Below are 26,105 nucleotides of genomic sequence, written 5' to 3'. Positions count from 1 at the left end.
TGTCGGCACGGTTCAAGTTCGTTGAGGACACCGGCGGGCGCGCCGATATTGGAGGGCTGAGTCGTGTCCGGCGTTCCGGCACGGCCGGCGAGCCCTGACGGAACGGAGTCCCGATGACTTTCGTGAAAGCGACCGCGCCCTCGGACCAGGAGGCGTCCACGCCGCCGCCGGAGGGGGCGGGGCTCGCTCCCGTGCCGTGGCGGCCGGTGTCCCTGACCGCCGCCGCGATGACGGTGTGCCTGCTGGTGCTGGCCACCCGGCACGGCTACCACGTGGACGAGCTCTACACCCGGGCGGCGAGCCGTCACCTCGCGTGGGGCTACGTCGACCAGCCGCCGCTCGTCGCCCTCGTCGCCAAGGCCGAGATGGCGGTCTTCGGGGACAACCTCTTCGGCTTCCGCGTGGTGCCGGCGCTGCTCGCCTCCCTCGCCGTGCTGCTCGCCCCGCTGATAGCCCGCGAGCTGGGCGGCGGCTCCCGGGCGCAGGTGCTCGCGGGGTTCATGGCGTTCGCCTCGGGCCTGGTCATGTACACCGGCCACATCATGGGCACCAACAACTGGGACGAGCTGTCCTGGATCACGGTGACCTGGCTGCTGATCCGGATGGCGCGCACCCGCGACACCCGTCTGTGGTGGGCGATCGGCGTCGTGGTCGGCGTCGGCCTGACCGCGAAGTACCTGCTGGTCCTCCTGCTGCTCTGCCTGGGGGCCGGTCTGCTGGTGTCCGGACCGCGGTGGGTGTTCCGGACCCGGCGCTTCCCGGCCGCGGTCGGCGTGGCCGTGGTGATCGCCTCGCCCGTGCTGATCTGGCAGATCACGCACGGCATGCCGCAGCTGGAGATGAGCGCCGCGCTGTCCAAGGCGCTGGATTCCCTGTCCCGCAGCACCTTCGTCCCGATGCAGCTCCTCCTCATCGGCTTCTTCCTCAACCCGGTGTGGATCGCCGGTCTCGTCGCGCTGCTGCGCCGCCCCGAGTGGCGCGCCTACCGGTTCGTCGGCTGGTCGTACCCGCTGATGGTGGTCGTGCTGCTGGTCGTCGGCGGACAGGGCGCCTACACCACCGCGCTGCAGTACGTGCTCCTCGCCGCGGGGGCCGTGGTCGTCGACCGGTGGGCCCGCGACGCCAAGCGGCTCGGGGTGATCGGCGGGCTGACCGCGCTCAACGCCCTGAGCAGCGCGATCCTGCTGCTGCCGACGCTGCCGCTCCACGTGTACGCGGGGAACCCCGTCCTCAGCGGCATGGCCATCGTCCAGTTCGACCAGGTCGGCTGGCCCGAGATGACCCGGCAGGTGGGCGCCGTCTACCGCTCGCTGCCTGCGGACGAGCAGGCGCACACCGTCATCTACGGCAACCACTACGGCCAGGCGGGCGCGATCGACAAGTGGGGGCCGGAGTACGGGCTGCCGAAGGCGTACAGCGGCCACAACTCGTACGCCGACTTCGGCGTGCCCGGCGAGGACAAGACGACCGTCATCGCCATCGGCGTCGACCCGAAGGGGTTCGGGGCGCTCTTCGCCTCGTGCGAGCCGCGCGGCGCGTACGAGAACGACCTCCCGGTCTCCGACGACGGCCAGGGGTTCCTGGTGTGCCGCGGCCCGCTGAAGCCCTGGCCGCAGCTGTGGGAGCAGTTGCGCTGGATCGGCTTCCAGTGCCCGTACACGGCCGAGGCGATCACGGCCGAGAGCACCAAGGGGTGCGACTGAGGCGGGACGGACGGGGAGCGACGGACCGGGGCGGCCCCGGGGCGCGGCGACGGCCGGCTCGACCGCCCTCCGGGAAGCCGGTCCCCGGGGGACCCGGGGCCCCGGCCGTCACCGCCCCTCTCCCTCCGGCCCGTCGAGGGCGATCACGAGCGTGCAGTCCGCGGCCAGCCTCAGCACGTCACCGTCCCGGAGGGGCGTCCGCACACCGGCGCCGACCGGACCGTCGTTCACGAAGGTGCCGTTGGTGGAGTGCTCGTCCCGCACCCAGGCGGTGCCGTCCGGCTCCAGGCCGACGGTCGCGTGCCGACGGGAGACGTTGTCGTGGCGGGCCAGCAGACCGCGCGTCGTGCGGGCGGCCGGAGCCCGGCCGAGGAGCAGGGTGCCGCCCGGCGTCACGGTGCGCTCCACCGCGCCGAACCGGATCCGCAGGACGGCGGTGGGAAGGTCGCGGCGGGTCGCCCGCGCGTCCACGGCGGCGGTACGGGTCGGCCGCGCGTCCACGGCGGCGGTACGGGTCGCCCGGACGTCCACGGCGGCGGTACGGGTCGCCCGGACGTCCACGGCGGCGGTACGGGACGGCCGCGCCCCGCCCAGCAACCGCTGGCAGGCCACGCACACCTGATTGGTCGGCACGGGAACCGGAGCCCCGCAGTGCGGGCAGGCCAGGGGTCCCTCCTCCGGCTCCTCATCCAGCTCCTCCTCCGTCTCCTCCTCGGCCGGACCGCCCTCGCCCACCGCCCCCGGGGACTCCGCCCCGGACGGCGGACGGCGGGCGGCGACGGGACGGCTGAGGTTTCCGGAGCAGCCCCGGCAGACGAGGTCGTCCTCCTCCGCCGCCAGGCCGCAGATCGAGCAGATCAACTGCGCCACGACACTTCTTCCATGGTGATGCCGGCCGATCGGAGCCGGGTGCTCAGGTGGTCCATGTCGCCCCGGCGGGGAACGCCGATGAACCAGATGCGGCCGTCGGCCACCGCGACCTGCATGGGCGGCGATCCGGCCGGGCCGGTCCCCTCGTACCGCTCCCGCCCGAGATCGGTCAGCGCGGTCAGCCGCTGGTTGCTCGAACCCCTCCACCGCAGGCCGGGGGTGTTGAGGCGCTCGACGTACGGGCCGGTGAGCACCGCGTCGCACCGGTCGAGCAGCGCGGGGTGCTCCTTCCTCAGCCGGGCGAGGGAGTACCCGCTGTAGACGAGCACGTCCAGGGGCGCGGGCCGCTCGCGGCGCCGGACGTGGATCCGGTCCAGGAGCGCGGCGAGCGCTTCCGGCTGCTGGAACGGCTCTCCCCCCGAGATCGTGATCCCGTCGAGCGGATCGGGCAGGCCGGCGAGCCAGGACCCGACCGCCTCGACGTCCACGAGCGTGCCGGGGTCGGCCGCCCAGGTGTCCCGCGAGACGCACCCGGCACAGCCGATCGTGCAGCCCTGCGTCCAGATGCCCGCCCGGGTCCCGGGACCCAGCGAGGTCACCGGATAGTGCGCCTTGTTCAGCATCAGCCGGACGGGGCGGGGGGAGGCGGGGGAGGCCGTCATGCCAGCTCCACGGAGACGATGTCGCCCTCGCGCCGCAGACCGGTCACCCGGACGCGCGCACCCGCCGCCGGGTCCCGGTCGAACAGGGCCCGGGCGAGGGGATTGACGAACTGGGACTCCAGGGCCGTGCCGATGCCCCGGCCGCCCATGCGCGGGTCGCCGGCGCAGCGCTCCCGCAGGGCGGCCCGGGCGCCGGGGGCCACGTCCAGGACGATGCCCTGCTCCTCGTGGACCCGGGAGACGATGTTGTCGAGCTGGAGGTCGAAGATGCGGGCGGCCGCCTCGGGGCCGATGAAGTCGAAGACCACGATGTTGTCCCCGAGGCGGTTGAGCAGTTCCGGCCGGCCGAGGACCCGGGTGAAGTGGTCGCTGATCGCCGTCTTCACGCGCTCCTCGATCTCCTCGTACGGCATGCCGGGGTGGACGTGGGGCACGAGCCGTCCGCCGCCGTCCTCCACGCTCATGCCGAGGTTGGAGGTGAACACGAGGACGGACTCGGAGAAGCGCACCGTCGAGCCGCGCCCGTCCGTCAGCCGGCCGTCCTCCAGGACCTGCAGGAACTTGTCCAGGATCCGGGGGTGCGCCTTCTCGATCTCGTCGAAGAGGATCACCCTGAACGGTTGCCGGCGCACGGCGTTGGTCAGTTCGCCGCCCGCCTCGAACCCGACGTATCCCGGCGGCGCCCCGATCAGCCGGTCCCCGGCGTGCTCCGAGGAGAACTCGCTCATGTCGAAGCGCAGGTAGGCGGACTCGTCCGCGAAGATCAATGACGAGACGGCCTTGGCCAGTTCCGTCTTGCCCACGCCCGTGGGGCCGGCGAAGAACAGCACGCCGCGGGGCCGGTCCGAGGACCTGGACTGCTGTGCGCCGGACAGCCCGAGGGCCGCCCGCTTCAGGATGTCGAGGGTCTTGGTGACGGCCTGCGGCTGTCCGACGACGCGCCGCGGGATCGAATGCTGGCCGTCCGTGATCCGCTTGCGGAGGTACTCCCGTTTCCAGGGGTTGTCCATGACGCCGAGCTTGTAGAGGCGGATCGCGTCCGGAAGCTCCGTCGCCGTCAGGCCGCGGTCCCGGGCCAGCCGGGTGATCTCGATCATCGCCTGCAGGGTGAGCCCGTCCGTCCGGGCGGCGAACGCGTCGCACGCCCCGGCCGCCCGCGCGTCCGCGTCGAGGTCCGTGACGCCGAAGGGCTTCATCAGCAGGCGGGCCGTGGTCTGGCGGTCGCCCAGGTCCGGGACCGGCAGCCCGATGGACCGGATCTGGTCGTTGCCCGAGGTGAGCCAGGCCGGCAGGTCGCCCTCCCGGTCGGCCAGCCAGATCACCGGGTTGTACAGCGGGGTCGTACGGCCGTCCGGCGCCCCCACCGGGACGGCGATCCGGGAGAGCCTGGCGCAGAACCTGAAGAAGTCCCGCTCGTTCGGTTCCATCTCCGTCGCGCCGCGCGCGATGCGGGAGGCGTCGTCGATCGCCAGCGCGGCCCGGATCCGCAGCGCGGGGCGGGCCAGTCCGGCCATCAGCGTGCGCAGCGCCTCCAGCGAGAGGAGGGTCCCCGGCCGCGGGAGCCGGGGAAGCAGCCGGGCCGCGGCAGCCTCGGCCCGCTCGGTCTCCTCCGCCGTGGCGGTGGCCGGCAGGTGCACCCTGAGGCCGTCCACGGGGTCGTGCACGAGCAGGCACGCGTAGCCGCTCGTGCGGAGCGTCTCCCAGAGCAGGTCGGGCAGGGACAGCAGACGCGGGCGCGTGCCGCCCGGCTCCCGGACGAGGAAGCTGTCATGGCGGTTCCCCCACAGCACGAACTGCGCGTGCACGGGCAGGGTCGCCTCGAACTCCCTGATGAACGGCGGCCCGCCGGTCGGCGGGACGCTCCCGGGTGCGCGCGTGTCCTCGGCGGACAAAGGCCCTCCTCCTGTCACCGGCTCATGGTCCACAGCCCCGTCGCCCCCGCGGGCGGGTCACCGCTCGCGCTCCCGGTGCCCGGGCCGGGCCCGCGGGCCCGACGCGGCCGGGGCGACCACCAGGGGCACGGGAACCCGTCCGGGCGGAACCGCGACCTGGACGTCCGTCCTCAGCCCCGCCTCCGCCAGGCGGCCGCGCAGTTCACGGAAGTCCCGGCACCACTGCTCCTCGCGCTCGACGTCGACGTGCGCGTCGTCGTCGCCGCGTCCGGCGGCGGTGCGCACCACGGCGGTGCGCAGCTGACCGCCCTGCCGGTCGACGGCCAGGTTGACGGCGTGCTCGGGCCATTCGCTCCGTGACAGACGCAGGACGCCGTCGGCGACGGTGAGCGTCTCGAACCCTCCGCCGACCTGGTAGCCGAGGTCGGCGAGGGCGTCGGTCACCGTGCTGACCACGTACCGCTGCTCGGCCTCCGCCTCGGCCGCGGCCCGGCAGTCGGCGGCCCGCCGGCGCAGCGGCCTGTCGAGGGCGCGGCGGCCGGAGACGACTTCCGCGAGCAGGGCCCGCACGGAGTCGGCCTCCGTCTCCCCGGTGTCCTCGAACCCCTCCAGGTCGTGGAGGAGTCCGAGCGCTTCGTCGGCCTCGTGCCGCGCGGCCTCCGCCGCCTCGTTGGCGCGCTGGACCCGGAGCCTCGTCTCGGTCAGCCAGCTGCGTGCCTCGTCGAGGGTGGCCGCCGCGGCCACCCGCGCCGCGGCTGTCCGGGCGTCCGCGCGATGCTCCTCGCCGCAGTCGGGAAGGAGGCGCGAGAGGACCCGGGCCAGGGCCCGGCCGACGTCCTCGCGCGCGGCTCCGTCCCCGCCCCGGGCGCCGTCGGTGCCGGAGGGCCGCGCGGGGGAGGCCTCCGGGCGGTCCGCGAACAGCTCGGCGGCGTCGACCGGGCGGCGCCCGGCGGCGGGCCCGCCCAGGCCGGCGAACAGTTCCGCCGCGAGGGCGCGGGCGGTCTGTTCCCGCAGTTCCCGCTCCGCGCCGGCCAGCGCGCCGTCGGTCTCGGCGCACCAGGCCTCCAGCTGGGACGTGGACTGCGAGCCGATGAGGAGCGGTTCGGGGACGCGTACGGAGATGGCGGCGCCGTACCGCTTGCCGCGGTCCTCCCGGGCCAGGGAGAGCGCCGTGATCCGCGCGTTGCGCGTCTTCACCCCGCGCACGGCCGCGTCCCGGGCGGCCGCCGCCCGGAGGGCCGCCTCGCGGGCGGCCTCCTGCCGGCGCCGTGTCGCCTCGCGCACCGCGGCGTCGCGCGTCGCCGCACGCAACTCGGCGACGGTGAAGGACTGTTCGAGCTGGTACGTCGTACATTTGGGCCCGCTCATCGCTCCCCCAGAACCTGTGTCCGCTGTGACTCGTGTGCCGTGCGCCAATCCCGGTACCGGGCGAACGTCCAGATCCCGTATCCCGCCCCGACCAGGAAGGGGACCGGGGACCAGGCCCGCAGGGTGACGATCGCCCAGATCGCGGTGCCGAGCGCCAGGTAGAGGAGGCAGCCCCCGCCGCAGGCGAGCGTGCTCTTCCGCAGGGGCTGCAGCTGCGTCGCCAGCGCTCCCTGCCGGCCGGGCAGCCGGCGGCGGAGGCCGGCGAGGCGGGACCGGAGGGACCACCCCGGGTGGTAGTCCCCTCCGAGCCCCGCCGCCAGCGCCAGTTCGCAGGCGAGCGGAATCCCGCAGGTCACCGTCGCGGCGGGGACGAACCGTCCCAGGAACTCCTCCTCGCCGACCAGGGCTCCCAGGAGCAGCGGAAGACCGACCGGCAGGGCGAACAGCAGGGCCGCTCCGCCGAGGGCGCGCAGCACGGCCTCTCCGGTGCCGGACCGCCGGTGCTCCTCGGCGTCCCGCCACCCGTGCCGGTGGGCCGTCTCCGCGGCCGCGTGCGCGCGGCGCAGCTCGTCCAGGCGGCGGGCCTCGGCGACGGCGGCCGGCAGGGCGAGGGTGGCCGCCAGATGGCGGACGGGGTCCCCGCCGTCGGCGAGCAGCGCGTCGAACCAGCCGGTCCTGCCCCGGACGGGCGCGGCGGCGGACTCGATCCGCTGTCGCAGCGCCCTCGCCCAGTCCGGGGCCACCGCGACGGCCAGGGCCTCCACCCGGATCTCGGAGTCCGCGAGTTCCCTCCGGATCCTGGTCGGCAGCGCGGTCGACTTCCGCAGCTCGTCCCACCGGGCGTTCAGGTCGCGCCACCGCCGGTCGACGTCGGCGAGCTGTTCGGCGCCCTCGCCGAAGGTCGCGAGGGCGGTGACCAGGTCGCCCGTGTACAGCTCGTCGACGAGTTCCCGCGCGGCCCGGCGGCCGTCGTCGTCGTGGGGGGAGGAGGCCTGTTCGGCGAGGGCGAGCAGATCCTCGGGAAGCATGCGCTTGCCGCGGTAGACGGGCGGCATCGTCGGATCGAGCCAGCGCAGCAGCCGCAGCAGCTTCACGTCCGGGGCGTCGGCTCCGGGGAGGTGGACGTCGACCAGGTCCACCAGCTCTTCGAGGTCGTCGTCCTCGGGGTCCTCGAACTGCGCCAGCCAGGTGCGCAGTTGGCGCCAGCCCTGGCTGGGGTCGTCCCGGTCGCCCATGGCGACGAAGAACCGGCGCGCGGCGGTCTCCCAGTCCGCCGCCAGGGCCCGGGCCAGCGCCGCCTTCTCCGTGTGCTTCACGCCCTTGAACTGCAGGGGCCTGCGGCCGGCGGCGCCCGCCGGCCGAACGCCGGGAGGGGGCGGCTCCTCCGGCACCTCCGGGGAGTCGCCCCCGATCCATCCGCGGACCTCGGCGGCGCCCCACCGGCGCCCCGGGTCCCGGACCAGCAGCCCGCCGCACAGCAGCCGCACCCGCTCGTCCGGCACGTCCGACACGTCGACCGGCCGCGTCGCCAGACGGTGCCGGACCGCCTGCTCGGACAGGCCTTCGAAAGGGGCCCGACCGGTGGCCAGTTGACGGACGATCATCCCTACGGCCCACCAGTCCTGAGAACCGGAGACCTCCGCGCCGAACACGTACTCGGGGGCCGCGTACGCCAGCGTCCCGAACACGCGCCGGGTGAACCGGGAGGTCGCGTCCAGCGACTTGCTCACGCCGAAGTCGGCCAGCGCCAGCTCCAGCGGCTCCCTGCGGCGGAGGAGCACGTTGGAGGGCTTCAGGTCGCCGTGCACGATCCCCGCGCCGTGCAGATGGGCCACCGCCGCCGTCAACTGGGAGACGACGTCGGACAGGACGTCCGGCGGCACCGGGGCCCCGGTGCCGACCAGGTCCTCCAGCGACCCTCCGGGGAGGTACTCCGAGACCTCGAAGTCGCGACCGTCCGAGAAGCCCGTCTCGATCACGCGCGCCACGTGGCCGCTCTCCAGCCCCCGCAGGCGCTCCCAGACCTCCGGCGCGACCCGGACCCCGCGGCGGTACACCTTGGCGACGAACTCGTCCCCCGGGGCGTCGCGGACGAGCAGGACGTCCGCCTCGCGGCCCTGGTGCGGCAACTCCCGTACCACCGTGAAACGTTCGGCCAGCGCCGAGGGTAATCGCAGCAGGGTCCCGGGCTCCCCGCCGCCGTCGCGACGCGTCACGGCGGCGTCGGGCACCCCTGCGCCGGAACCGGCGTCGTCACGACGCGTCACATCGGCCGCCGAAGCCCGCTCGTCCACACCGTCACCCCCGCGGCGGGATTCTATCCGGCCGGGTCCTGCTTCCAGGTGGCCGAAGAGGGAAATGGTCCTCCGCATCGCCGGGGGCGGGGGTGCGGCCGGGCGTCACGGCTCCGGGGTCGTGTCCGGCGTCCGCCGCGCGCGCGTCAGCCGTTCGAGGTCCGCCGCGCTCACCGGCGCCGTCCCCGTCAGGGTGCCGACCAGTGCCTGGGCGAGGAGGGTCGCGGAGCCGATCCGGGTGTCCTCGCGCTCGTCGCCGGTGACCTTCCCGATGACGGCGTCGCGGACCGCGTGCGAGAGGGCCGGGTCCCCGAACAGCTCGGGGAAGGACAGCGCCATCATGCACACGCCCACGTTGGCGGAGAGGATCGACCGGCCGGCCAGTTCGGGGCTCATGCGCAGGCGCCCGGCGTCACGGCAGCGCTCCACGGCCCTCAGGAGGATCGCCTGCGCCTCCTTGATGGCCTGCGGCTTGGCGTCGCCCGTCGGCGTGAACATCAGGCGGTAGAGGTGCGGGTTGCGCAGTGCGAACGCGACGTGACTGTCCCAGGCCGCGCTCAGGTCCGCCACCGGGTCCCCGGTGAGCGGGTTGCGCCGCTTCTCGGCGAGGAAACGTGCGAAGCCGATGTCGGCCACCGCCGTGAGCAGGCCCTGCTTGTCGCCGAACTGGCGGTAGATCTCGGGCATGCCCACCTTCGCCCGGTCGCAGATGGCCCGGGTCGGGATGGCGAGTGCGTCCTTGGTGGCGAGCAGTTCCCCGGTGGCTTCCAGGATGCGCTCTCGTGCCGTCGACATGGCTTCCACGATAACAGCGCTAACGCCGCGGACCTGGGCGGATCCCGTGCCGGGGGCGACCGCGCGTAGCGCCGTTCCCCTGCTTGTTATCGTCGCTAACGAACCGTGTTAGCGTGTGAAACACGTCCGGAGGCGGCGCCCCCGGGCCGTCCCGCCGTTCACGACGAAAGGAACCGCCATGACCGTGTCCACCACCCTGCGCGATGTGATCGGCCTGCCCCAGGAGCTGCCGCGACTGGAGGAGTCGGCGCTGATCATGATCGATTTCCAGAACACCTACCGCACCGGCGTCATGCGGCTCGACGGCGCCGAGGAGGCCGTGGCCGCCGGCGCCCGGCTGCTCGCCGCCGCCCGCGCGGCGGGCACCCCGGTCGTCCACGTCGTCAACGACGGCGGGGAGGGAACCCCGTACGACATCCGGGCCGAGATCGGCTCGATCAGCGACGAAGTCGCCCCGGTCGAGGGCGAGAAGGTCGTCGTCAAGCAGTTCCCCGACGCCTTCCGCGCCACGGACCTGGAGGAGACCCTCAAGGGGCTGGGCGTGAGCGGCGACCTGGTCATCGCCGGCTTCATGACCCACATGTGCGTCCTCTTCACCGCCCAGGGCGCCTTCAACCTCGGCTACCGGCCGACCGTGGTCGCCGAGGCCACCGCGACCCGCCCCCTGGAGGCGCCGGACGGCACCGTCCTGCCGGCGGAGGTCCTCCGGGCCGCGAGCCTCACGACGCTCCGGGACCTGTTCGGCACGGTGGCCCGCACGGTCGACGAGCTCGTCGACCCGGCGCCCGCGGGGTGAGCCGTCCCGGCGCCCGCGGGGCGACACGGGAAGCCGACGGCGCCGTCGGCACCCGGAGTTCACCCGGGGTGCGCCTGAAGAGCGCCTGCCGCTCGGTTGCGGGTCGTCCGCCTCGGCGGTAATGGCGGCCGGCCCGTGACGACCCCTCCGGGCCCTCCGTACCGTGCGCCCCCTGGAGGACGTGTGCCCCCCGCCGTCGAGGCCGCCCGAGCCGAGGACGAGACCGCACGCGACGAGGCGGAGCGGCGCCGCGGCGACGAGCGGCGACGGTTCGCGGCCCTGCGGGCCCCGGCCGCCGCCGCCCTGCTCACCGCGGCCCTGTTCTGCCTCGCCACCCGGCTCTCCCGCACGTACCCCTTCGGCCCGGTGACCCGGAACACCGTCGACCTCGGCCAGCAGTACCTGCCGTTCCACGCCTACTGGCGGGCCTTCCTGCTCGGCGAGACGCACGGCGACGCCTTCCTCAACTGGAACTCCGGCTTCGGCTCCAACTTCCTCGGCGACATCGGCACCTACCTGAGCAGCCCCTTCGACCTGCTGGTCGTGCTCTTCCCGGCGGACCGCGTCGAACTCGCGCTGTACGTCGTCACCACCGCCAAGATCGCCGCGGCGGCGGCCGCGATGGCGCTGCTGCTCCCGCGGCTGCGCCCCGGCCCGTGCCCGGTCGCCGCCGTGCTCGGCACCGCCTACGCGCTCTCCGGCTGGACCCTCGACCACGGCTCCACCGTCCCGATGTGGCTCGACGGGCTCATCGCCTTCCCCCTGCTCTGCCTGGTCGGAGAAGGGGCCCGCACCGGCCGCCGCCCCGTCCTCGGCCCCCTCGTCGTGGCCCTGGCCTGGATCGCCAACTTCTACACCGCGTACATGGCGACGCTCGGCGCCGCCGTCGTCCTCGCCGTCCGCCTCCTCACCGCCGAGGAGACCGCCGATGCCCGACGGCGCCTCGCCGGGGCACTGCGCGCCGCCCGGAGCGTCCTCATCGGCATCGGGCTCGCCGCACCGCTCGTCACGGTCGTCTTCCTCGCCACGAAGGTCGCCGACCCCACCCCCGAGACCGTCTTCGCCCCGGCGCCCTGGAGGGACGTCCTCGCCCGGTTCCTGCCCGCCACCGCGAGCGTCGCCAGTCCCGCCCTCTTCATCGGCACGCCCGCCCTCGCCCTCGCGCTGACGCTGCCCTTCAACCGGGCCGTCGCCCCGCGCGTCCGGGCGGGCTGGACGGCCGCGATCGTCCTGGTGGCGCTCTCCCTCCAGTGGGAGCCCACGCACCTGCTGTGGCACGCGGGCGCCTCGCCCAACGGCATCCCGTACCGACAGGCCTTCGTCCTGTGCGGCCTGTCGATCGTCGCCGCCTGGTTCTCCGTCGCCCGGGGCGTACCGCGGCCGGTCGCGCTCCTCGCGGGCGTGGCGCTGCTCGGGGCCCTGGCGTGGACGGCACGGGGGAGCGCCGAGATCGACCGGTGGACCTTCCCCGCCTCCGGCGCGGCCGCGCTCCTCGCGCTCGCCGCCGTCCCCCTCGCCCTGGCCGCCGACCGCCGCGGCCCCGCGCGCGTGCGGCCGGACCGGGCCCTCCGCGCGCGCGTGCTCCCCGTCCTGGCCGTGGTCCTGCTCGTCGCCGCCCAGGCCGGCGAGGTGGCCGTCAGCGGCAAGCGGATCGAGGAGCAGCGGCGGAGCGAGGTCTCCTGGTCGCCCCGGGTCGGCCCCTGGCAGGAGACGGTCACCGCCGAGACGGCCCGCGCGGACGCCTGGCCCCGGTACCGCACGGACCCCGGCGAGGTGCCCGGAGGCAACGACGTGCTGCTCGTCGGGGGACAGGGCGCCGACTACTACAGCAGCCTCACCTCCGACGTGACCTCCCGGACCCTGGCCTCCCTCGGCTTCGGCCACTACGCGAAGGGCCGGCACCCGACCAGCCTCGACAACCCCGTCGCGGACGCCCTCTTCTCCATCGGCACCCGGCTGCGCTCGGAGCCCGCGGAGCCCGTACGGCAGGACGCCGCGCCCCGCGCCACGGTCACCGCCACCACCACCCCCGTGCCGCCCCTGGTCACCGTCCGCCCGGCGGGGCGCCCGGCCACGCACCCCGGCGACTCGGCCTTCGCCCGGCAGGAGCGCCTGCTCGGCGCCGACGTGTACGAACTGCCCGCCCCGAGCCGTACCGGACACACCCTCGCCGCCCGCTGCCCCGCGGGCTCCCGGCTCTGGTTCTGGGCACCCGAGTACAAGGGCACGGCGGCCCTGGCGGGGGAGCGGCCCGTGGACTTCGACGGCAGACCGCCCTCCGTACGCGCCCCCATGCGGGCCCTCGGCACCGTCCCGGACTCCGGCGCGGTACGGATCGACCTGGGGCCCGAGGGCGAGGTGCGGCTGCCCCGGGAACCGATCGGCTGCCTGGTCCGCGCACGGCTCGACTCCGCCGTGCGGCAGCTCACCGCCGGCGGCGCCACGCGCGTGCGTGCCACCGGACACACCGTCACGGCCGAACTGCCGCCGGGCAGCGGGAGAGTCGCGGTCCTCGCCGCGCCGCGCATCTCCGGCTGGCGCTGCGCCGCCGGCGACGCGGATCCCCGCCCCGCGCGCGCGTACGAGGGCCTCGTCGCCGTCCCCCTCGACGGACGGGCGAGCACCGTCAGCTGCTCCTTCCGGCCGCCGGGGCTGAAGCTCGGCGGCGCGGTCGGCGCGGCGGCGCTCCTCGCGCTCGCCCTGACGTGGCTCCCGCACCGCCGACGGGCCCGGAGGTGACGGGGTTTCCGCCGGGGACGACAAGAGTTCACCCGGAGTGCACGCGCGGCTCGTTCGCCGGGAAAGGTCGGTCGTTACCGTGCCCGCCGTAACGGTGTTGAATTGTCTGATGCAGTGTGGGGATCCCGAGTGCCGAAACTGTCCGTCGTCGTACCGTTCCACAATGTCGGGGCATATGCGCCCGACACCTTGCGCAGTCTCGCGAACAACGCGGATCCGGAATTCGAGTTCCTGCTGATCGACGACTGCTCGACGGACGAGACCCCCGAGATCCTCGACCGCTGGCAGGACCGCCTGCCGAACGCCACCGTCATCCGGCACGAGACGAACCAGGGCGTCGCCCAGGCCCGCAACACCGGAATCGACGCGGCGCGCGGCGACTACCTCACCTTCCTCGACGGAGACGACTGGTACGCCCCCGGCCATTTGAGCGCCGCCGTGGCCGGGATCTCCCGTCTGGGCTGTGACTTCGCCCGCACCGACCACGTCCTGTCGGAAGGCCGGAAGCGGCAGATCCGCTATGCCCCCGCCCAACGGCGCGACACCGTGATGGACCCCAGGGACGGAATCTCGCCCGCCTCCATGGTGACGATGGTCGACTATCCCTTCGTCCCCTTCGGCATCTACAGCGGACGCCTCTTCGAGGACGGTGGATCCCGCTTCGAGACCTCGCTGAGGACCGCCGAGGACCGGCTCTGGGTCTGGCGCCTCCACCTCAAGGCGCGCACGTTCGCGGCGCTCTCCCTGCACGGCGTCTTCTACCGGAGGGGCGTCACCACCTCGCTCACCCAGATCTCCGACAACCGGCAGCTGGACTTCATCCCCTCGTACGACCTCCTGCTCGACGAGGTCTCCCGGGACGCGGAGGCCGACCGCTTCCTCCCGAAGGCGGTCCGCACCTACTGCGCGATGATCGCCTTCCACATGGGCAAAGCGGACACCTACGAGCCCGCCGTCGCCGCGCGGCTGCGCACCGACGTCCGGGGCGCCCTGCACCGCATGCCGCAGGAGGTCCTCGACGAGACCCTCGCCACCATGGACACCCCGCGCAGCACCCTCCTCCGGAGCCTGCGCGACACCGGAAGGACCGCCTGACCCATGGCCCCCGACGCCGCCCCCGACACGCCGGTCCAGATCTTCCAGGTGTCCACCCTGTACGGCGCGGCCACCCTCGCCGCCGCGCTCGACGCCGGACGGTTCGGCCCCCGCGACTCCGCCCGCAGGCTCCTGCTGATCTCGCACAACGCCGAGATCCCGGAGACCGCGCTGCGCCTGGAGACCATGACCGGGTACGGGCGGATCGCCGCCCGCTTCGACGGCACCCTCGACTGGAACGAGACGATCCACCCGTACCACCCCGCCGCCTGGGCCCCCCGCCCCGAGGAGGCCCCGCTCTGGCAGCGCGTCCTGCGCACCGCCTGGGACCTCGGCACCGGACCGGTCGAGCTGATCGTCGAATCCATCCAGGTCAACCCGGCCAAGGCGCTCGCCGGCGCCTTCCCCGAAAGCGCCGTGCACGTCTACGCCGACGGCCTGATGAGTTACGGCCCGACCCGCTCCGACCTCGCGCAGTCGATCGCCTGCCGCGTCCGCCGCGTGCTCCACCTCGACCTGGTGCCGGGCCTCCGCCCCCTCCTCCTGAGCGAGTACGGGGTCGAGCCCGAGCTCGTCCCCGACGCCGCCTTCCGCGCCGTCCTCGCCGAGCTCGCCGAGGAGGCGGCCGACGACCCGCGGATCGCGCGGGCGGCGGCCGCCGGGCCGACGGCCCTGCTGCTCGGCCAGTACCTCGCCGCCCTCTCCCTGCTCACCCCCGAGGAGGAGGAGGAGCTGCACGTACGGATGCTGCGCGGGGCCGCCGCGGCCGGTCACCGGTCGGTGGTCTTCAAGCCGCACCCGACCGCCCCCGTCCGCTACTCCCAGGCCCTCGACGAGGAGGCCGGGCGGAGCGGGGTGCGGCTCACGGTCCTCGACGGCCCGCTGCTCGCCGAGACCTTCTACGAGCGCTGCCGGCCCGAGCTCGTCGTCGGCTGCTTCTCCACCGCGATGCTCACCGCCGCCGTCTACTACGGCATCCCCGTCGCGCGCGTGGGCACCGCCGAGGTCCTCGAACGGCTCACCCCCTTCGAGAACAGCAACCGCATCCCGCTCACCGTCGTCGACCACCTGGTCGCGGACCTGGAGGGCGACGGGGAACCCGCCGTGCCCGGAGCGGCCCCGGCCTCGCTCACGCCCCTGGTCAGGGCCGTCGGCTACTGCATGCGGCACAAGGCCCACCCGGGGCTCCGCGAGGAGGCCGCCGCCTTCCTGGCGGAGCACCACGCCGACCCCGGCACCGCGCACCACTTCACCGCGGAACGGCTGACCCTGCTCGGCCTCCCGGGCGGCGGCCCCGCCCCGGACCGAACCGGCACCTCCCGGCTGCGCCGCGGCCTGACCCGGAGCCGCCGCGGCTGAGCGGCGGACGGGCGGAGCGGGAGCGGCATCGCCCTCCGCGCCGGCACCGCCCGCCGCAACCGGATCCGGCGGCGCTCAGTGCCCGGCGGACCTGACCAGGGTGAAGACCGCGCCCTCCGGGTCCGCCACCAGGGCGAGCCGGCCCGCCGTGCCCTCGCGCGGCGGGCGCAGCACCCGGCCGCCGAGCTCCAGGACGAGCTCCGCGGCCGCGTCCGTTTCGGCGACCTCGAAGTACGTCATCCAGTGCGGGCCCCGGTCCCGGGGCAGCGCGTTGCCGACGCCGTGCAGCGAGGCCACCGGGGCCCCGGCCACGTGGAGCGTCGCGTAGTCGTGGTCGGCCGAGACGGCCGGCTCCACCTCGTAGCCGAAGACCGACCGGTAGAACTTGCCGACCGAGGACGTCTCGTACGTGAGGAGCTCGTTCCACACCGGCGTCCCCGGCGGTCCCGCCGCCGCCGTGCCGTGGTGCGCCTCCGCCTGCCAGACGCCGAAGACCGCGCCGGACGGATCGGAGCAGATGACCAGTCGGCCCGCCTCGCCCGCGTCCAGCGGGCCGACGGCGACGGTGCCGCCGCAGCTGCGGATGTCCTCGGCCGTCTCGTCGGCGTCCGCCGTGGCCAGGTAGGGGGTCCAGGCGATCCGCAGGTGCCGGTCGGGCGGCAGCTGGCCGATGCCGGCCACCTCCTTGCCGCCGAGCAGCGCGCGCACGTACGGGCCGAGCTGCTGCGGACCGGGGACGAAGTCCCAGCCGAAGAGCGCGCGGTAGAACTCCTGCGTGGCGTCGATCCCGTGCACCATCAGGCTCACCCAGCAGGGCGTGCCGGGCGGGCGCGGAGTCGCCTCGGTCATCGTCGCACTCTCCTCGGACCGTCGTCGTGGCCGTGCACCGTCCGATGGTGACACCGACGGGGGCACGACGTGCCCAGGCCACACCGAACGCGGCGCGATCCCGCCGGAGGTCGCCGGGTCCGTCCCCGCGGCCGTGCGGCTGCGCGAGGATGGCTCCCATGAAGCCCATCATCTCCGCAAGCGAACTGCTGAGCGAGTCGGCCGGGGACCGGCCGCCGGTCCTCCTGGACGTCCGCTGGACGCTCGGCGGGCCGCCCGGACGGCCCGCCTACGAGGCCGGTCACCTCCCCGGCGCGGTCTACGTCGACCTGGACGCGGAACTCGCGGGCCCGCCCGGGAGCGGCGGCCGCCACCCGCTGCCCGACCCCGAGGCCTTCGGGGCCGCGATGCGCCGGGCGGGCGTCTCGGCGGACCGGCCGGTCGTCGTCTACGACGGGGGCCTCGGCTGGGGCGCGGCCCGCGCCTGGTGGCTGCTCCGCTGGGCGGGCCACCCGGACGTGCGGGTCCTGGACGGGGGCCTCGCTGCCTGGCCGGGGGAGCTCACGGAGAAGGTCCCGGCGCCGGAGCCGGGCGACTTCCGGCCGGAGCCGGGCGCCCTGGAGCTGCTCGACGCCGACGCGGCCGCGGCGCTGCCCGACACGGGGCTGCTCCTGGACGCGCGGGCGGCCGAGCGCTACCGGGGCGACGTGGAGCCGATCGACCGGGTCGGCGGGCACATCCCGGGCGCGGTCTCGGCCCCGACGACGGAGAACGTCGACGCCGAGGGCCTCTTCCTGGCGGCCGACGCCCTGCGGGACCGCTTCGTCGCGCTCGGCGCGACCGGGGGGACCCCGGTGGCCGTCTACTGCGGTTCGGGCGTCTCGGGCGCCCACGAGGTGCTCGCCCTGGAGATCGCGGGCATCCCCGCGGGCCTCTACGCCGGCTCCTGGTCGGAATGGTCGTCGGACCCCACCCGCCCGGTCGCCACGGGCCCGGCCCCGCGCTGACGTCGTACGGCGGGGCCCGCGCCGCCGAGCGCCGCGGGCCCCGCCCCCTCACGAGCGTGCGAGCGCCCGGCCCTGCCGTCCCGTGACGCGGCGCCGTGCGGACTGCGGCTCCGCGTCCCGCACGCACGTGCGCGCGACAGGGCCGGCCCCACGCCTCGCGCACACGGGCGCGTCCGGTCCCGCCGCCCGTGGCGCGGCCGCACACGGGTCACCGGCCCGCGCCCCTCCACGCGTGCGCGCAGCGAGGGCGGGCCCGCGCCTCGCGCACGCGGGCGCGTGGACGGGGCCGGTACCGCACCCGTACCCACGCCCGCGTACGTCCGTCAGTCCTGCTTCTTCCTGCGGGTGCCGAAGACGATCTCGTCCCAGCTCGGTACGGCGGCGCGGCGGCCCGGGCGGACGCCGTCCGCCTCGGCCTGGCGGTCCGTCGCGCCGTGCAGGCGGTCGCGGTGGCCCGAGACCGCGCGGGGCATCAGGACGTCGGCGTAGGCCGAGCCCGCGCCCGCCGAGGCGGCCGGGGCCGGCGGCTCCTCCGCCTCGGATTCCTCCGAGGGTTCCGAGGAGTCCGGCTGTTCGGGCACGACCATGTCGCCGCGGAAGTTCGGCACGGCCTCCAGGAGGCTCGTCAGGGAGTCCCGCTCCTCCTCCGGCTCGGCGGACGCGGTCGCCCGCTCCAGCTGCCGGTCGGAACGGTCGATCTGACGGTCCAGGGCCCGGTCGAGCGGCCTGTCCCGGGGCAGCCGGGCGATGCGCGGCACGAAGGGGAAGCTCGGTTCCGGCGCGGCGGCGATCGTGTCGTCCGTCTCGCCGATCAGGGCCCGCGCCTCGTCGTCCACGGCCTGGACGAGCCGCCGGGGCGGGTCGTACGTCCAGCTGGCCGTGTGGACCTCGCCCGCGACCCGGTAGACGAGCAGCACCTCCCAGGTGCCGTCGTCGCGCCGCCAGGAGTCCCACTGCACGGTGTCCTTCTCGGCGCCGCGCAGCAGCAGCCGCTCCTGCACCGCCTCGCCGAGCTGCGGGCCGTTGTTCTCCCCGGGCCTGCGGACCGGGGTCTTGCGGGCGCGCTCGGCCATGAAGGCGCGCTCCGCGAGTACGGGGCCCTCGAAGCGGCGTACGCGGTCGACGGGGATGCCGGCGAGCTGGGCGACCTCCTCCGCGGAGGCACCGGCTCGTATCCGCGCCTGGATGTCACGGGGGCGGAGGTGGCTCTCCACCTCGATCTCGATCTGGCCGAGGCGCGCGCGGTCGTTGCGCACGGCGGCACGGAGCCGCTCGTCGATCGGAAGCGTGTACTCCGTGCTGTCAGCAGCCTTCAGCACCAGTCGTGTGCCGTCGTTGGAGACGGCCACGACACGCAGTTCGGGCATGGGGACCTCCCGGGTGGTGCCTGCCGACGTCACGTGCGTCGCTGCTTCCGCTAGTCGAGTGTGGCCTGCCCGGGTGCAGCCTGCCACTACCTTGCCGAGTTGCCCGGCGTGTCGGGCATGGACCCTGGAACGCCGTTATGGCACGGTTACCTGTTCGCTACCGGGAGTGACTGGCGGTCACTCTGTGCAGCCGGTTTCCGTGCGATGCCGAAGCGCCGCCGGTTCGAGTGCCGTGTACGGCCCCCTCCCCTTGATCCCGGGCACCCGTGAGGGCGTCCGGACCCAGGGTTCGTCAATGTACTCCATTCGGGCCACCTGGGTGGACCGGCGCGCCGCCCAACTTCTCGGGCGATACGGGAGTTGAGTCTCCGCGATCTTCCCCCGTACGTGTCGCTCTTCACAGAAACGGCAGAAACGGAACTATTCGCTTCGCCTGTTTGTCCCTTCTGGGTGCAAGACGAACGGATGAGCCAGCAGGGGTCGGAGATGCGTCACAGGCCGGAAATCGACGGGGACGAGCCGGAGGAGGGGAAGAAGCGCGGAGGCAGGATCGACCTGAGCGTGGCTCAGGTCTCCGGCAGCGCCCTGGCCGCGGTCGTCGCCGCCAAACTCGCCTCGACCCTCGGGGTGTACGGCACGATCCTCGGCGCGGGTGTGATCAGTGTCATCGCGACCTGCGGCGGCCCGCTCTTCCACCAGCTCTTCCAGCGCACCGGCGAACAGGTCCGCGACGTGACCGCCGCGGCCAAGCCGAAGACCCGTCAGGTCCCGGCCCCGGCCGGGCGGCAGGACGACCGCACCCTTCTGCTGGGCACCCTCCCGCCGCCGCCCCCGTCCGACGGGGAGTTCGGCACGGCGACCACGCACGGCACCCGCGTCCGGGGCTGGAAGCGCCCGGCGATCGCCGCCGCCCTGGTCTTCGGCGTCACCATGGGCGGCATCACCGCCTACGAGCTGGTCTCCGGGCAGGACTTCAGCGGCAAGCAGGGCGCCACCACCTTCGGCTCCGTCGTCCGGGGCGGCGGAAGCGCCGGCCACGACCCGTCCGAGCGGGACCAGGAGCCCACGCCGACGCCCTCGGGGCCCGCCGACGGCACCGGGCGGCAGCGGGACGGCGCCGGCACCCCCACGACGGGGGCCACGCCGACCCCGGGCGGCCCGGGGACCGGCACGGGAACGCCCCCGGCGGAGCCCACGCCCTCCGGGTCCGCCGGTGACGGGACGCCGACCGCCCCGACGCCGACCGCCCCGACGACGGAACCGACGGAACCGACGGAACCGACGGAGCCGACCCAGGACCCGACCACCGGCAGGGAGCGGCCCGAGGCCCCCTCGGCCCCGGCGACGCCCGGGGCCGACGCCGGGACCGGAACCGAGTGACCGTCAGTCGCCCAGGACCCGGCGCAGATGGTCGTTGGCGAACAGCCGGTCCGGGTCGAGCCGGTCGCGCAGCGCCGTGAACTCGGCGAAGCGCGGGTAGGCCTCGGAGAGGTAGGCGGCGTCGCGGGTGTGGACCTTGCCCCAGTGGGGCCGGCCCCCGTGCGCCGTCATGATGCGCTCCACCGCGGTGAAGTACGCCCGGTGGGGCGTTCCCCTGTAGAGGTGGACGGCGATGTACGCGGTCTCCCGTCCCGAGGCCGTGGAGAGCGCGATGTCGTCCGCCGGGGCCGTGCGCACCTCCACCGGGAAGCTCACCTTGAGCGGCGAACGCTCGACCATCGCCTTGAGCTCGCGCAGCGCGGCGACCGCCGCCCCACGCGGAAGCGCGTACTCCATCTCCAGGAAGCGGACCCGGCGCGGCGAGGTGAAGACCTTGTACGGGATGTCGGTGTACGTGCGGGCCGACAGGGCCCGGCTGGAGACCTGGGCGATCGACGGGATCACCGGCGGCACCGCGCGGCCCAGCGAGCAGGCGAGCTGGAAGACCCCGTTGGAGAGGAGCTCGTCCTCGATCCAGCCGCTGATCCGTCCGGGGGGAGCGGCGGGGCCCGCGCTCCGGTTGTTGCGCTTGGTGTTGCAGTTGTCCGTGTGGGGGAACCAGTAGAACTCGAAGTGCTCGTTCTCCGCGTGCAGCGCGTCGAACTCCGAGGTGACCCGGTCGAAGGTCATCGGCTCCTCGCGCGCGGTGAGGAGGAAGACCGGCTCCACCGCGAAGGTGATCGCCGTGATCACCCCGAGGGCGCCGAGGCCGATCCTGGCGGCCGCGAAGACCTCCGGATTCTCCTTCTCCGAGCAGGTGAGCAGCTCTCCGGAGGCCGTGACCAGCTCCAGCTCGCGGATCTGCGCGGCGATGGACGCCGACTCGCGGCCCGTGCCGTGCGTGCCGGTGGAGGTGGCGCCGGCGACGGTCTGCTCCATGATGTCGCCCATGTTCGTGAGCGAGAGGCCCTCCCGGGCCAGCGCCACGTTGAGCCGCTTCAGCGGTGTGCCCGATTCGACCGTCACGGTCATCGCCTCGCGGTCGATCCGCCGGATGCCGGTGAGCAGGCCCGGCCTGATCAGCACGCCGTCGGTGGCCGCGATGGAGGTGAAGGAGTGGCCGGTGCCGACCGTCTTCACCCGCAGCCCGTCCTCGGCCGCGCGGCGCACCGCCTCGGCGAGCTCCTCGGCCGAGGCCGGACTCACCTCGCGCGCCGGGCGGGAGGTGACGTTCCCCGCCCAGTTACGCCACGGGCTGCCCGCCGTCCTGACGCTCCCCGACCCCGCTGTCGTCCTGCTCACGCTGCCCCTCCCGGTTCGGCGCCGGCCTGCGCAGCCGACGGTGTCCGAGGAGACCCACCGCGACCGCGAGCGCACCCGAGACGACGGGCACCACGTACCCCGCCTCGGCCCCCGACGCGTCGACCACCCACCCGGCGGCCGAGGAGCCGAGCGCCACGCCGACCGCGAGCCCGGTGCTCGTCCAGGTCATGCCCTCGGTCAGCTTGGTGCGCGGTACGTGCGCTTCGACGAGGGCCATGGTGGTCACCATCGTCGGTGCGATGGACAGGCCCGCGACAAAGAGCGCCACGGCCAGCAACGGCAGGTTCCCGGCCAGTAGGAGGGGGATCATACTCACGGCCATCGCACAGATGCCCAGGAGCCATCTGCGGTACGGCTCGCCCTTGAGGTGGAGCAGTCCGAAGACGGCGCCGGCCAGGCCGGAGCCCAGCGCGTACACGGCCAGGACGAGGCTGGCGGCGGCCTTCCGGCCCTGCTCCTCGGCGAAGGCCACGGTCACCACGTCCACCGAGCCGAAGATCGCGCCGGTGGCGACGAAGGCGAGGGTGAGGACCTGGAGGCCGCGGGAGCGGAGCGCGGAGGCGCCCCGGGCGCCGCGCTGGGGGTGGGGGACCGGCTCGGTGCCGCGCTGCGAGGTCAGCCAGAACACGCCGGCGGCCAGGAACGCCCCGGCGAACAGCGGACCGGCCTCGGGGAACCAGGCCGTCGACAGGCCGATCGAGAGGATCGGGCCGAAGATGAAGCACACCTCGTCGACGATCGACTCCCAGGAGTACGCCGTGTGCAGGCGCCGCTCCTCGCCCCGGTAGATCTCCGCCCACCGGGCGCGGGTCATCGCGCCGACGCTCGGCACGCAGCCGATCACGCCCGTGAAGGCGAAGAGGGTCCAGTCCGGCGCCTTCTGCTGCACGCAGAGGAGGAGTCCGGCGGCCGCGAAGAGCGAGACCAGCGTCACCGGGCGCAGCACCTTGCGCTGTCCGTGCCGGTCGACCAGGCGCGAGACGAGCGGGCCGAGGACCGCCGCGGACATCGCGAGCGTCGCCGAGAGCGCTCCGGCGAGACCGTATCGGCCGGTGACCTGGGAAATCATGGTCACGATGCCGATGCCCATCATGGAGAGCGGCATCCGGCCGAGGAAGCCCGCGACGGAGAACGAGGCGGTTCCGGGGGCCGCGAAGATCGCGCGGTAGGGACTGGGCAAGAGAGGTCCTTGGTCAACACGTGTAATTAATAGCTAAAGCCTACGGTGTTGAATTCGATCGGTCATCCTCCTTTTTCGGACGAAGGCCTCCCCGGGGACAGGCCGCGCCCGTCACCGCCCGGGGCGGGTGGGAGGATCGGTGCCATGTCCGATCAGCACGATCCCGCCCCGTACGACGCCCTGCTGCTGCTCTCCTTCGGCGGCCCCGAGGGCCCCGACGACGTGGTCCCGTTCCTGGAGAACGTGACCCGCGGCCGCGGCATCCCGAAGGAACGGCTCAAGGAAGTGGGACAGCACTACTTCCTCTTCGGCGGCGTCTCCCCGATCAACGACCAGAACCGGGCGCTCCTCGACGCGCTGCGGACGGACTTCGAGCAGGCCGGACTCGACCTGCCGGTCTACTGGGGAAACCGGAACTGGGCGCCGTACCTCACCGACACCCTCCGCGAGATGGTCACCGACGGACGACGCCACATCGCCGTCCTCACCACCAGCGCGTACGCCTCCTACTCCGGCTGCCGCCAGTACCGCGAGAACCTCGCCGACGCGCTCGCCACCCTGGAGGCGGAGGGGCTCCCGCTGCCCCGGGTCGACAAGCTCCGGCACTACTTCAACCACCCCGGCTTCGTCGGACCCGTGGTCGAGGGCGTCCTCGCCTCGCTCGCCGAGCTCGACCCGGCCGTGCGGGACCGCGCCCACCTCGCCTTCACCACCCACTCCATCCCCGACTCCGCCGCCGACAGCTCCGGCCCGGTCGGCGAGCACGGCGAGGGCGGGGCCTACGTGCGCCAGCACCTCGACGTCGCACGGGTGGTCGTCGACGCCGTCCGCGAGGAGACCGGCGTCGACCACCCGTGGAAGCTCGTCTACCAGTCCCGCAGCGGCGCCCCCCACATCCCGTGGCTGGAACCCGACATCTGCGACCACCTGGAGGAGCTCCACGGGGCCGGCGTGCCCGCCGCCGTCATGGTCCCGATCGGTTTCGTCTCCGACCACATGGAGGTCCTCTACGACCTCGACACCGAGGCCACGGCCAAGGCGGCCGAACTCGGCCTGCCCGTCCGCCGCTCGGCGACCGTCGGGGCCGACCCGCGCTTCGCCGCCGCCGTCCGCGAGCTCGTCCTGGAACGGGCCGCGCACGAGCGGGGGAGCAAGGCGGAGCGGTGCGCCCTGGGCGCGCTCGGCCCCTCCCACGACCTCTGCCCGATCGGCTGCTGCCCGGCCAGGGCCGAGCGGCCGGCGGCGGCCGGAGCCGACAGCCCGTACGCGTAAGGAGCCGACGTGACCGACCCCCTGCTCACCGAACTGCTCGACCTCGCCCTGGAGGCCGCCCGGCGGGCCGGAGCGCTGCTGCGCGACGGCCGGCCCGACGACCTGGCCGTGGCGACGACCAAGTCGAGCCCCATCGACGTGGTCACCGAGATGGACATCGCCGCCGAGAAGCTGATCACCGACTTCCTCTCCGAGCACCGCCCGCACGACGGCTTCCTCGGCGAGGAGGGCGCGTCGAGCCCCGGGACCAGCGGGGTCCGCTGGGTGATCGACCCGCTCGACGGCACCGTGAACTACCTGTACGGCCTGCCCACCTGGGCGGTCTCGATCGCCGCCGAGCGGGACGGCGAGACCGTCGTCGGCGTCGTCGAGGCCCCGATGCGCGGCGAGACCTACCGGGCGGTCCTCGGCGGAGGGGCGTACGCGGGGGAGCGGCGCCTCGCCGTCCGCCCCTCGCCCGCGCTCGACCAGGCCCTCCTCGGCACCGGCTTCGGGTACATCCAGGCCCGCCGCGCCCACCAGGCCGACGTGGCCCGGCGGATCATCCCGCGCGTCCGCGACATCCGGCGCGGCGGCTCGGCCGCCATCGACCTCTGCGACGTCGCCGCCGGCCGCCTCGACGCGTACTACGAGCGCGGCCTCAACCCCTGGGACCTCGCGGCGGGCGCGCTCATCGCCCGCGAGGCCGGCGGCCGCACGGGCGGCCGCCCCGGGGAGCCGGAGTCGGGCGAACTGACGCTCGCGGCCTCCCCGGGCCTCTTCGCACCGGTCCAGGAGCTCCTGGAGGAACTGGGGGCCTGGCACGACTAGGGCCTCCGCCCGGCCCCGAGCCCGCCGGACGGCCCTCCGGAGGGCCGTCCGCGGACGCGCGTGGGCCCCGGTGCCGGGAGCGGCGCCGGGGCCCACGCGTGCGTACGGTCGGACGACGTGCGGGTGGGACGGGTCAGACGCCCGGCGAGGCCACCTCCACGCCGTGCTCGGCGGCCAGCCGGTGCAGGTCCTCCAGCTCCGCCTGCTCCACCTCCGCCAGGTAGTCGTCGCCCGTCTCACGGGCCCGCGTGAGGTCCGTCTGCGTGGTCCTGATGCGGTGCAGCAGTCCTGCGGTGAAAGCGTCCATCGTGCGCCCCCTCCTCGTGGGTCCGGTGGCACGGGGGTGTGCCGAGGGTGGGTGGATCACGCACTGCGAACTCTGGGGGACAGAGAGCGGTAGGTGGCGCGCCACATACAGGGCGTGATCACGGGGTGTGCAGTCGTCCTCCCCAACCCCTTCCTCAGAGAAACCTCAACTGGCCCGCGAATCCGGTGAATTCTTCGTTCCGGCCCGCGCGCCCCGCCTCGCGCCCCCTCCCGCCCGGGGCCCCGCACCCCCGTCTTACAGCCGGTTTACGCGCGTACGGGGCAGGATGGACACGCACAGTCAGTGCTCGGATTTCAGCCGGTCCCCACCCCGGACAGCGGCTCAACGGGAAGGATGTACGACGTGCGCGTACTCGTCGTCGAGGACGAGCAGCTGCTCGCCGATGCGGTGGCCACCGGACTGCGCCGGGAGGCCATGGCCGTCGACGTCGTGTACGACGGCGCCGCGGCCCTGGAGCGCGTCGGGGTCAACGACTACGACGTCGTCGTCCTCGACCGCGACCTCCCGCTCGTCCACGGCGACGACGTCTGCCGGAAGATCGTCGAGCTCGGCATGCCCACCCGCGTCCTGATGCTCACGGCCTCCGGCGACGTCAGCGACCGCGTCGAGGGCCTGGAGCTCGGGGCGGACGACTACCTCCCCAAGCCCTTCGCCTTCACCGAGCTCACCGCGCGCGTGCGCGCCCTCGGCCGCCGCACCACCGTCCCGCTCCCGCCCGTCCTGGAGCGCGCCGGCATCAAGCTCGACCCCAACCGCCGCGAGGTCTTCCGCGAGGGCCGGGAGGTCCAGCTCGCACCGAAGGAGTTCGCCGTCCTGGAGGTCCTCATGCGCAGCGAGGGCGCCGTGGTCTCGGCCGAGCAGCTCCTGGAGAAGGCCTGGGACGAGAACACCGACCCGTTCACCAACGTCGTGCGCGTCACCGTCATGACCCTCCGGCGCAAGCTCGGCGAGCCGCCCGTCATCGTCACCGTCCCCGGCTCCGGGTACCGGATCTGACC

The 26,105-nt window shown here is 74.3% G+C and carries 21 protein-coding genes; 10 read left to right on the top strand and 11 right to left on the bottom strand.

The features are described 5' to 3' along the window. The first annotated feature begins 113 nt into the window (after positions 1-113). On the top strand, positions 114-1,703 hold the full coding sequence (locus IE180_RS24360) for a glycosyltransferase family 39 protein (protein WP_190159077.1): 1,590 nt from the start codon (positions 114-116) through the stop codon (positions 1,701-1,703). Positions 1,704-1,811: 108 nt separating this feature from the next. Here the strand turns inward: IE180_RS24360 and IE180_RS36695 are convergent, their stop codons facing one another. The 6 genes from IE180_RS36695 to IE180_RS24330 form a co-directional block, all read right to left on the bottom strand. Then, positions 1,812-2,573 (bottom strand): FHA domain-containing protein, encoded by a 762-nt coding sequence (locus IE180_RS36695; RefSeq protein WP_229860819.1) that lies wholly within the window; start codon positions 2,571-2,573, stop codon positions 1,812-1,814. After that, positions 2,561-3,235, bottom strand: coding sequence for a 4Fe-4S single cluster domain-containing protein (locus IE180_RS24350; RefSeq protein WP_190159076.1), 675 nt, complete (start codon positions 3,233-3,235; stop codon positions 2,561-2,563). The genes IE180_RS36695 and IE180_RS24350 overlap by 13 nt, the downstream gene beginning before the upstream one ends. Beyond that, positions 3,232-5,127 carry an AAA family ATPase gene (locus IE180_RS37400; protein WP_308434444.1) on the bottom strand — a complete coding sequence of 632 codons (1,896 nt, stop codon included), beginning with the start codon at positions 5,125-5,127 and terminating at the stop codon, positions 3,232-3,234. The genes IE180_RS24350 and IE180_RS37400 overlap by 4 nt, the downstream gene beginning before the upstream one ends. A 57-nt stretch (positions 5,128-5,184) precedes the next feature. Further along, entirely contained in the window at positions 5,185-6,495 is a 1,311-nt protein-coding gene (locus tag IE180_RS24340) for a hypothetical protein (protein WP_190159075.1), read from the bottom strand. Further along, positions 6,492-8,711, bottom strand: a complete 2,220-nt coding sequence (locus IE180_RS24335) for a serine/threonine-protein kinase (RefSeq protein WP_190159074.1) — start codon at positions 8,709-8,711, stop codon at positions 6,492-6,494. Before IE180_RS24335 ends, IE180_RS24340 begins: the two co-directional genes overlap by 4 nt. Before the next feature lie 183 nt (positions 8,712-8,894). After that, positions 8,895-9,584, bottom strand: a complete 690-nt coding sequence (locus IE180_RS24330) for a TetR/AcrR family transcriptional regulator (RefSeq protein ID WP_190159073.1) — start codon at positions 9,582-9,584, stop codon at positions 8,895-8,897. 178 nt (positions 9,585-9,762) lie between these two features. Between IE180_RS24330 and IE180_RS24325 the strand changes: the two genes are divergently transcribed. From IE180_RS24325 to IE180_RS24310, 4 genes are all read left to right on the top strand, one after another. Then, positions 9,763-10,380, top strand: coding sequence for an isochorismatase family protein (locus IE180_RS24325; protein WP_190159072.1), 618 nt, complete (start codon positions 9,763-9,765; stop codon positions 10,378-10,380). A gap of 183 nt (positions 10,381-10,563) precedes the next feature. Then, entirely contained in the window at positions 10,564-13,119 is a 2,556-nt protein-coding gene (locus IE180_RS24320) for a YfhO family protein (protein ID WP_190159071.1), read from the top strand. A gap of 129 nt (positions 13,120-13,248) precedes the next feature. Then, entirely contained in the window at positions 13,249-14,214 is a 966-nt protein-coding gene (locus tag IE180_RS24315; protein ID WP_190159070.1) for a glycosyltransferase family 2 protein, read from the top strand. Positions 14,215-14,217: 3 nt separating this feature from the next. Further along, entirely contained in the window at positions 14,218-15,573 is a 1,356-nt protein-coding gene (locus IE180_RS24310; RefSeq protein ID WP_190159069.1) for a polysialyltransferase family glycosyltransferase, read from the top strand. A gap of 75 nt (positions 15,574-15,648) precedes the next feature. Here IE180_RS24310 and IE180_RS24305 read toward each other — a convergent pair whose 3' ends face one another. Beyond that, positions 15,649-16,422, bottom strand: a complete 774-nt coding sequence (locus tag IE180_RS24305) for a VOC family protein (RefSeq protein WP_190159068.1) — start codon at positions 16,420-16,422, stop codon at positions 15,649-15,651. A 158-nt stretch (positions 16,423-16,580) separates the two neighbouring features. On the opposite strand from IE180_RS24305, the gene IE180_RS24300 reads away from it, so the two are divergent. Beyond that, on the top strand, positions 16,581-17,408 hold the full coding sequence (locus IE180_RS24300; RefSeq protein ID WP_190159067.1) for a sulfurtransferase: 828 nt from the start codon (positions 16,581-16,583) through the stop codon (positions 17,406-17,408). 323 nt (positions 17,409-17,731) lie between these two features. Here IE180_RS24300 and sepH read toward each other — a convergent pair whose 3' ends face one another. Further along, the gene (gene sepH, locus IE180_RS24295; protein WP_190159066.1) at positions 17,732-18,775 is read right to left on the bottom strand and encodes a septation protein SepH; all 1,044 of its coding nucleotides are present in this window, start codon (positions 18,773-18,775) and stop codon (positions 17,732-17,734) included. 486 nt (positions 18,776-19,261) lie between these two features. Between sepH and IE180_RS24290 the strand changes: the two genes are divergently transcribed. Then, the gene (locus tag IE180_RS24290; RefSeq protein ID WP_229860817.1) at positions 19,262-20,155 is read left to right on the top strand and encodes a hypothetical protein; all 894 of its coding nucleotides are present in this window, start codon (positions 19,262-19,264) and stop codon (positions 20,153-20,155) included. Between the two features lie 3 nt (positions 20,156-20,158). Here the strand turns inward: IE180_RS24290 and IE180_RS24285 are convergent, their stop codons facing one another. Together IE180_RS24285 and IE180_RS24280 are read right to left on the bottom strand one after the other, a co-directional pair. Next, entirely contained in the window at positions 20,159-21,496 is a 1,338-nt protein-coding gene (locus IE180_RS24285) for a D-arabinono-1,4-lactone oxidase (RefSeq protein WP_190159064.1), read from the bottom strand. Continuing rightward, a complete protein-coding gene (locus IE180_RS24280; RefSeq protein WP_190159063.1) occupies positions 21,438-22,697 on the bottom strand; it encodes an MFS transporter in 1,260 nt (419 codons plus the stop codon). The genes IE180_RS24285 and IE180_RS24280 overlap by 59 nt, the downstream gene beginning before the upstream one ends. A gap of 144 nt (positions 22,698-22,841) precedes the next feature. Between IE180_RS24280 and IE180_RS24275 the strand changes: the two genes are divergently transcribed. Next, positions 22,842-23,969, top strand: a complete 1,128-nt coding sequence (locus tag IE180_RS24275; RefSeq protein ID WP_190159062.1) for a ferrochelatase — start codon at positions 22,842-22,844, stop codon at positions 23,967-23,969. A gap of 9 nt (positions 23,970-23,978) precedes the next feature. After that, positions 23,979-24,779, top strand: a complete 801-nt coding sequence (locus IE180_RS24270) for an inositol monophosphatase family protein (protein ID WP_190159061.1) — start codon at positions 23,979-23,981, stop codon at positions 24,777-24,779. Between the two features lie 133 nt (positions 24,780-24,912). On the opposite strand, the gene IE180_RS24265 is transcribed toward IE180_RS24270, so the two are convergent. Then, positions 24,913-25,086: a hypothetical protein gene (locus IE180_RS24265; protein WP_177181614.1), complete on the bottom strand. Its 174-nt coding sequence runs from the start codon at positions 25,084-25,086 to the stop codon at positions 24,913-24,915. 363 nt (positions 25,087-25,449) lie between these two features. Between IE180_RS24265 and IE180_RS24260 the strand changes: the two genes are divergently transcribed. Beyond that, entirely contained in the window at positions 25,450-26,103 is a 654-nt protein-coding gene (locus IE180_RS24260) for a response regulator transcription factor (RefSeq protein WP_030687123.1), read from the top strand. Positions 26,104-26,105 lie beyond the last annotated feature (2 nt).

The organism is Streptomyces litmocidini (assembly GCF_014649755.1).
In the GTDB taxonomy this organism is placed as follows: domain Bacteria; phylum Actinomycetota; class Actinomycetes; order Streptomycetales; family Streptomycetaceae; genus Streptomyces; species Streptomyces litmocidini.
This window is presented reverse-complemented; position numbering and strand designations above follow the sequence as displayed.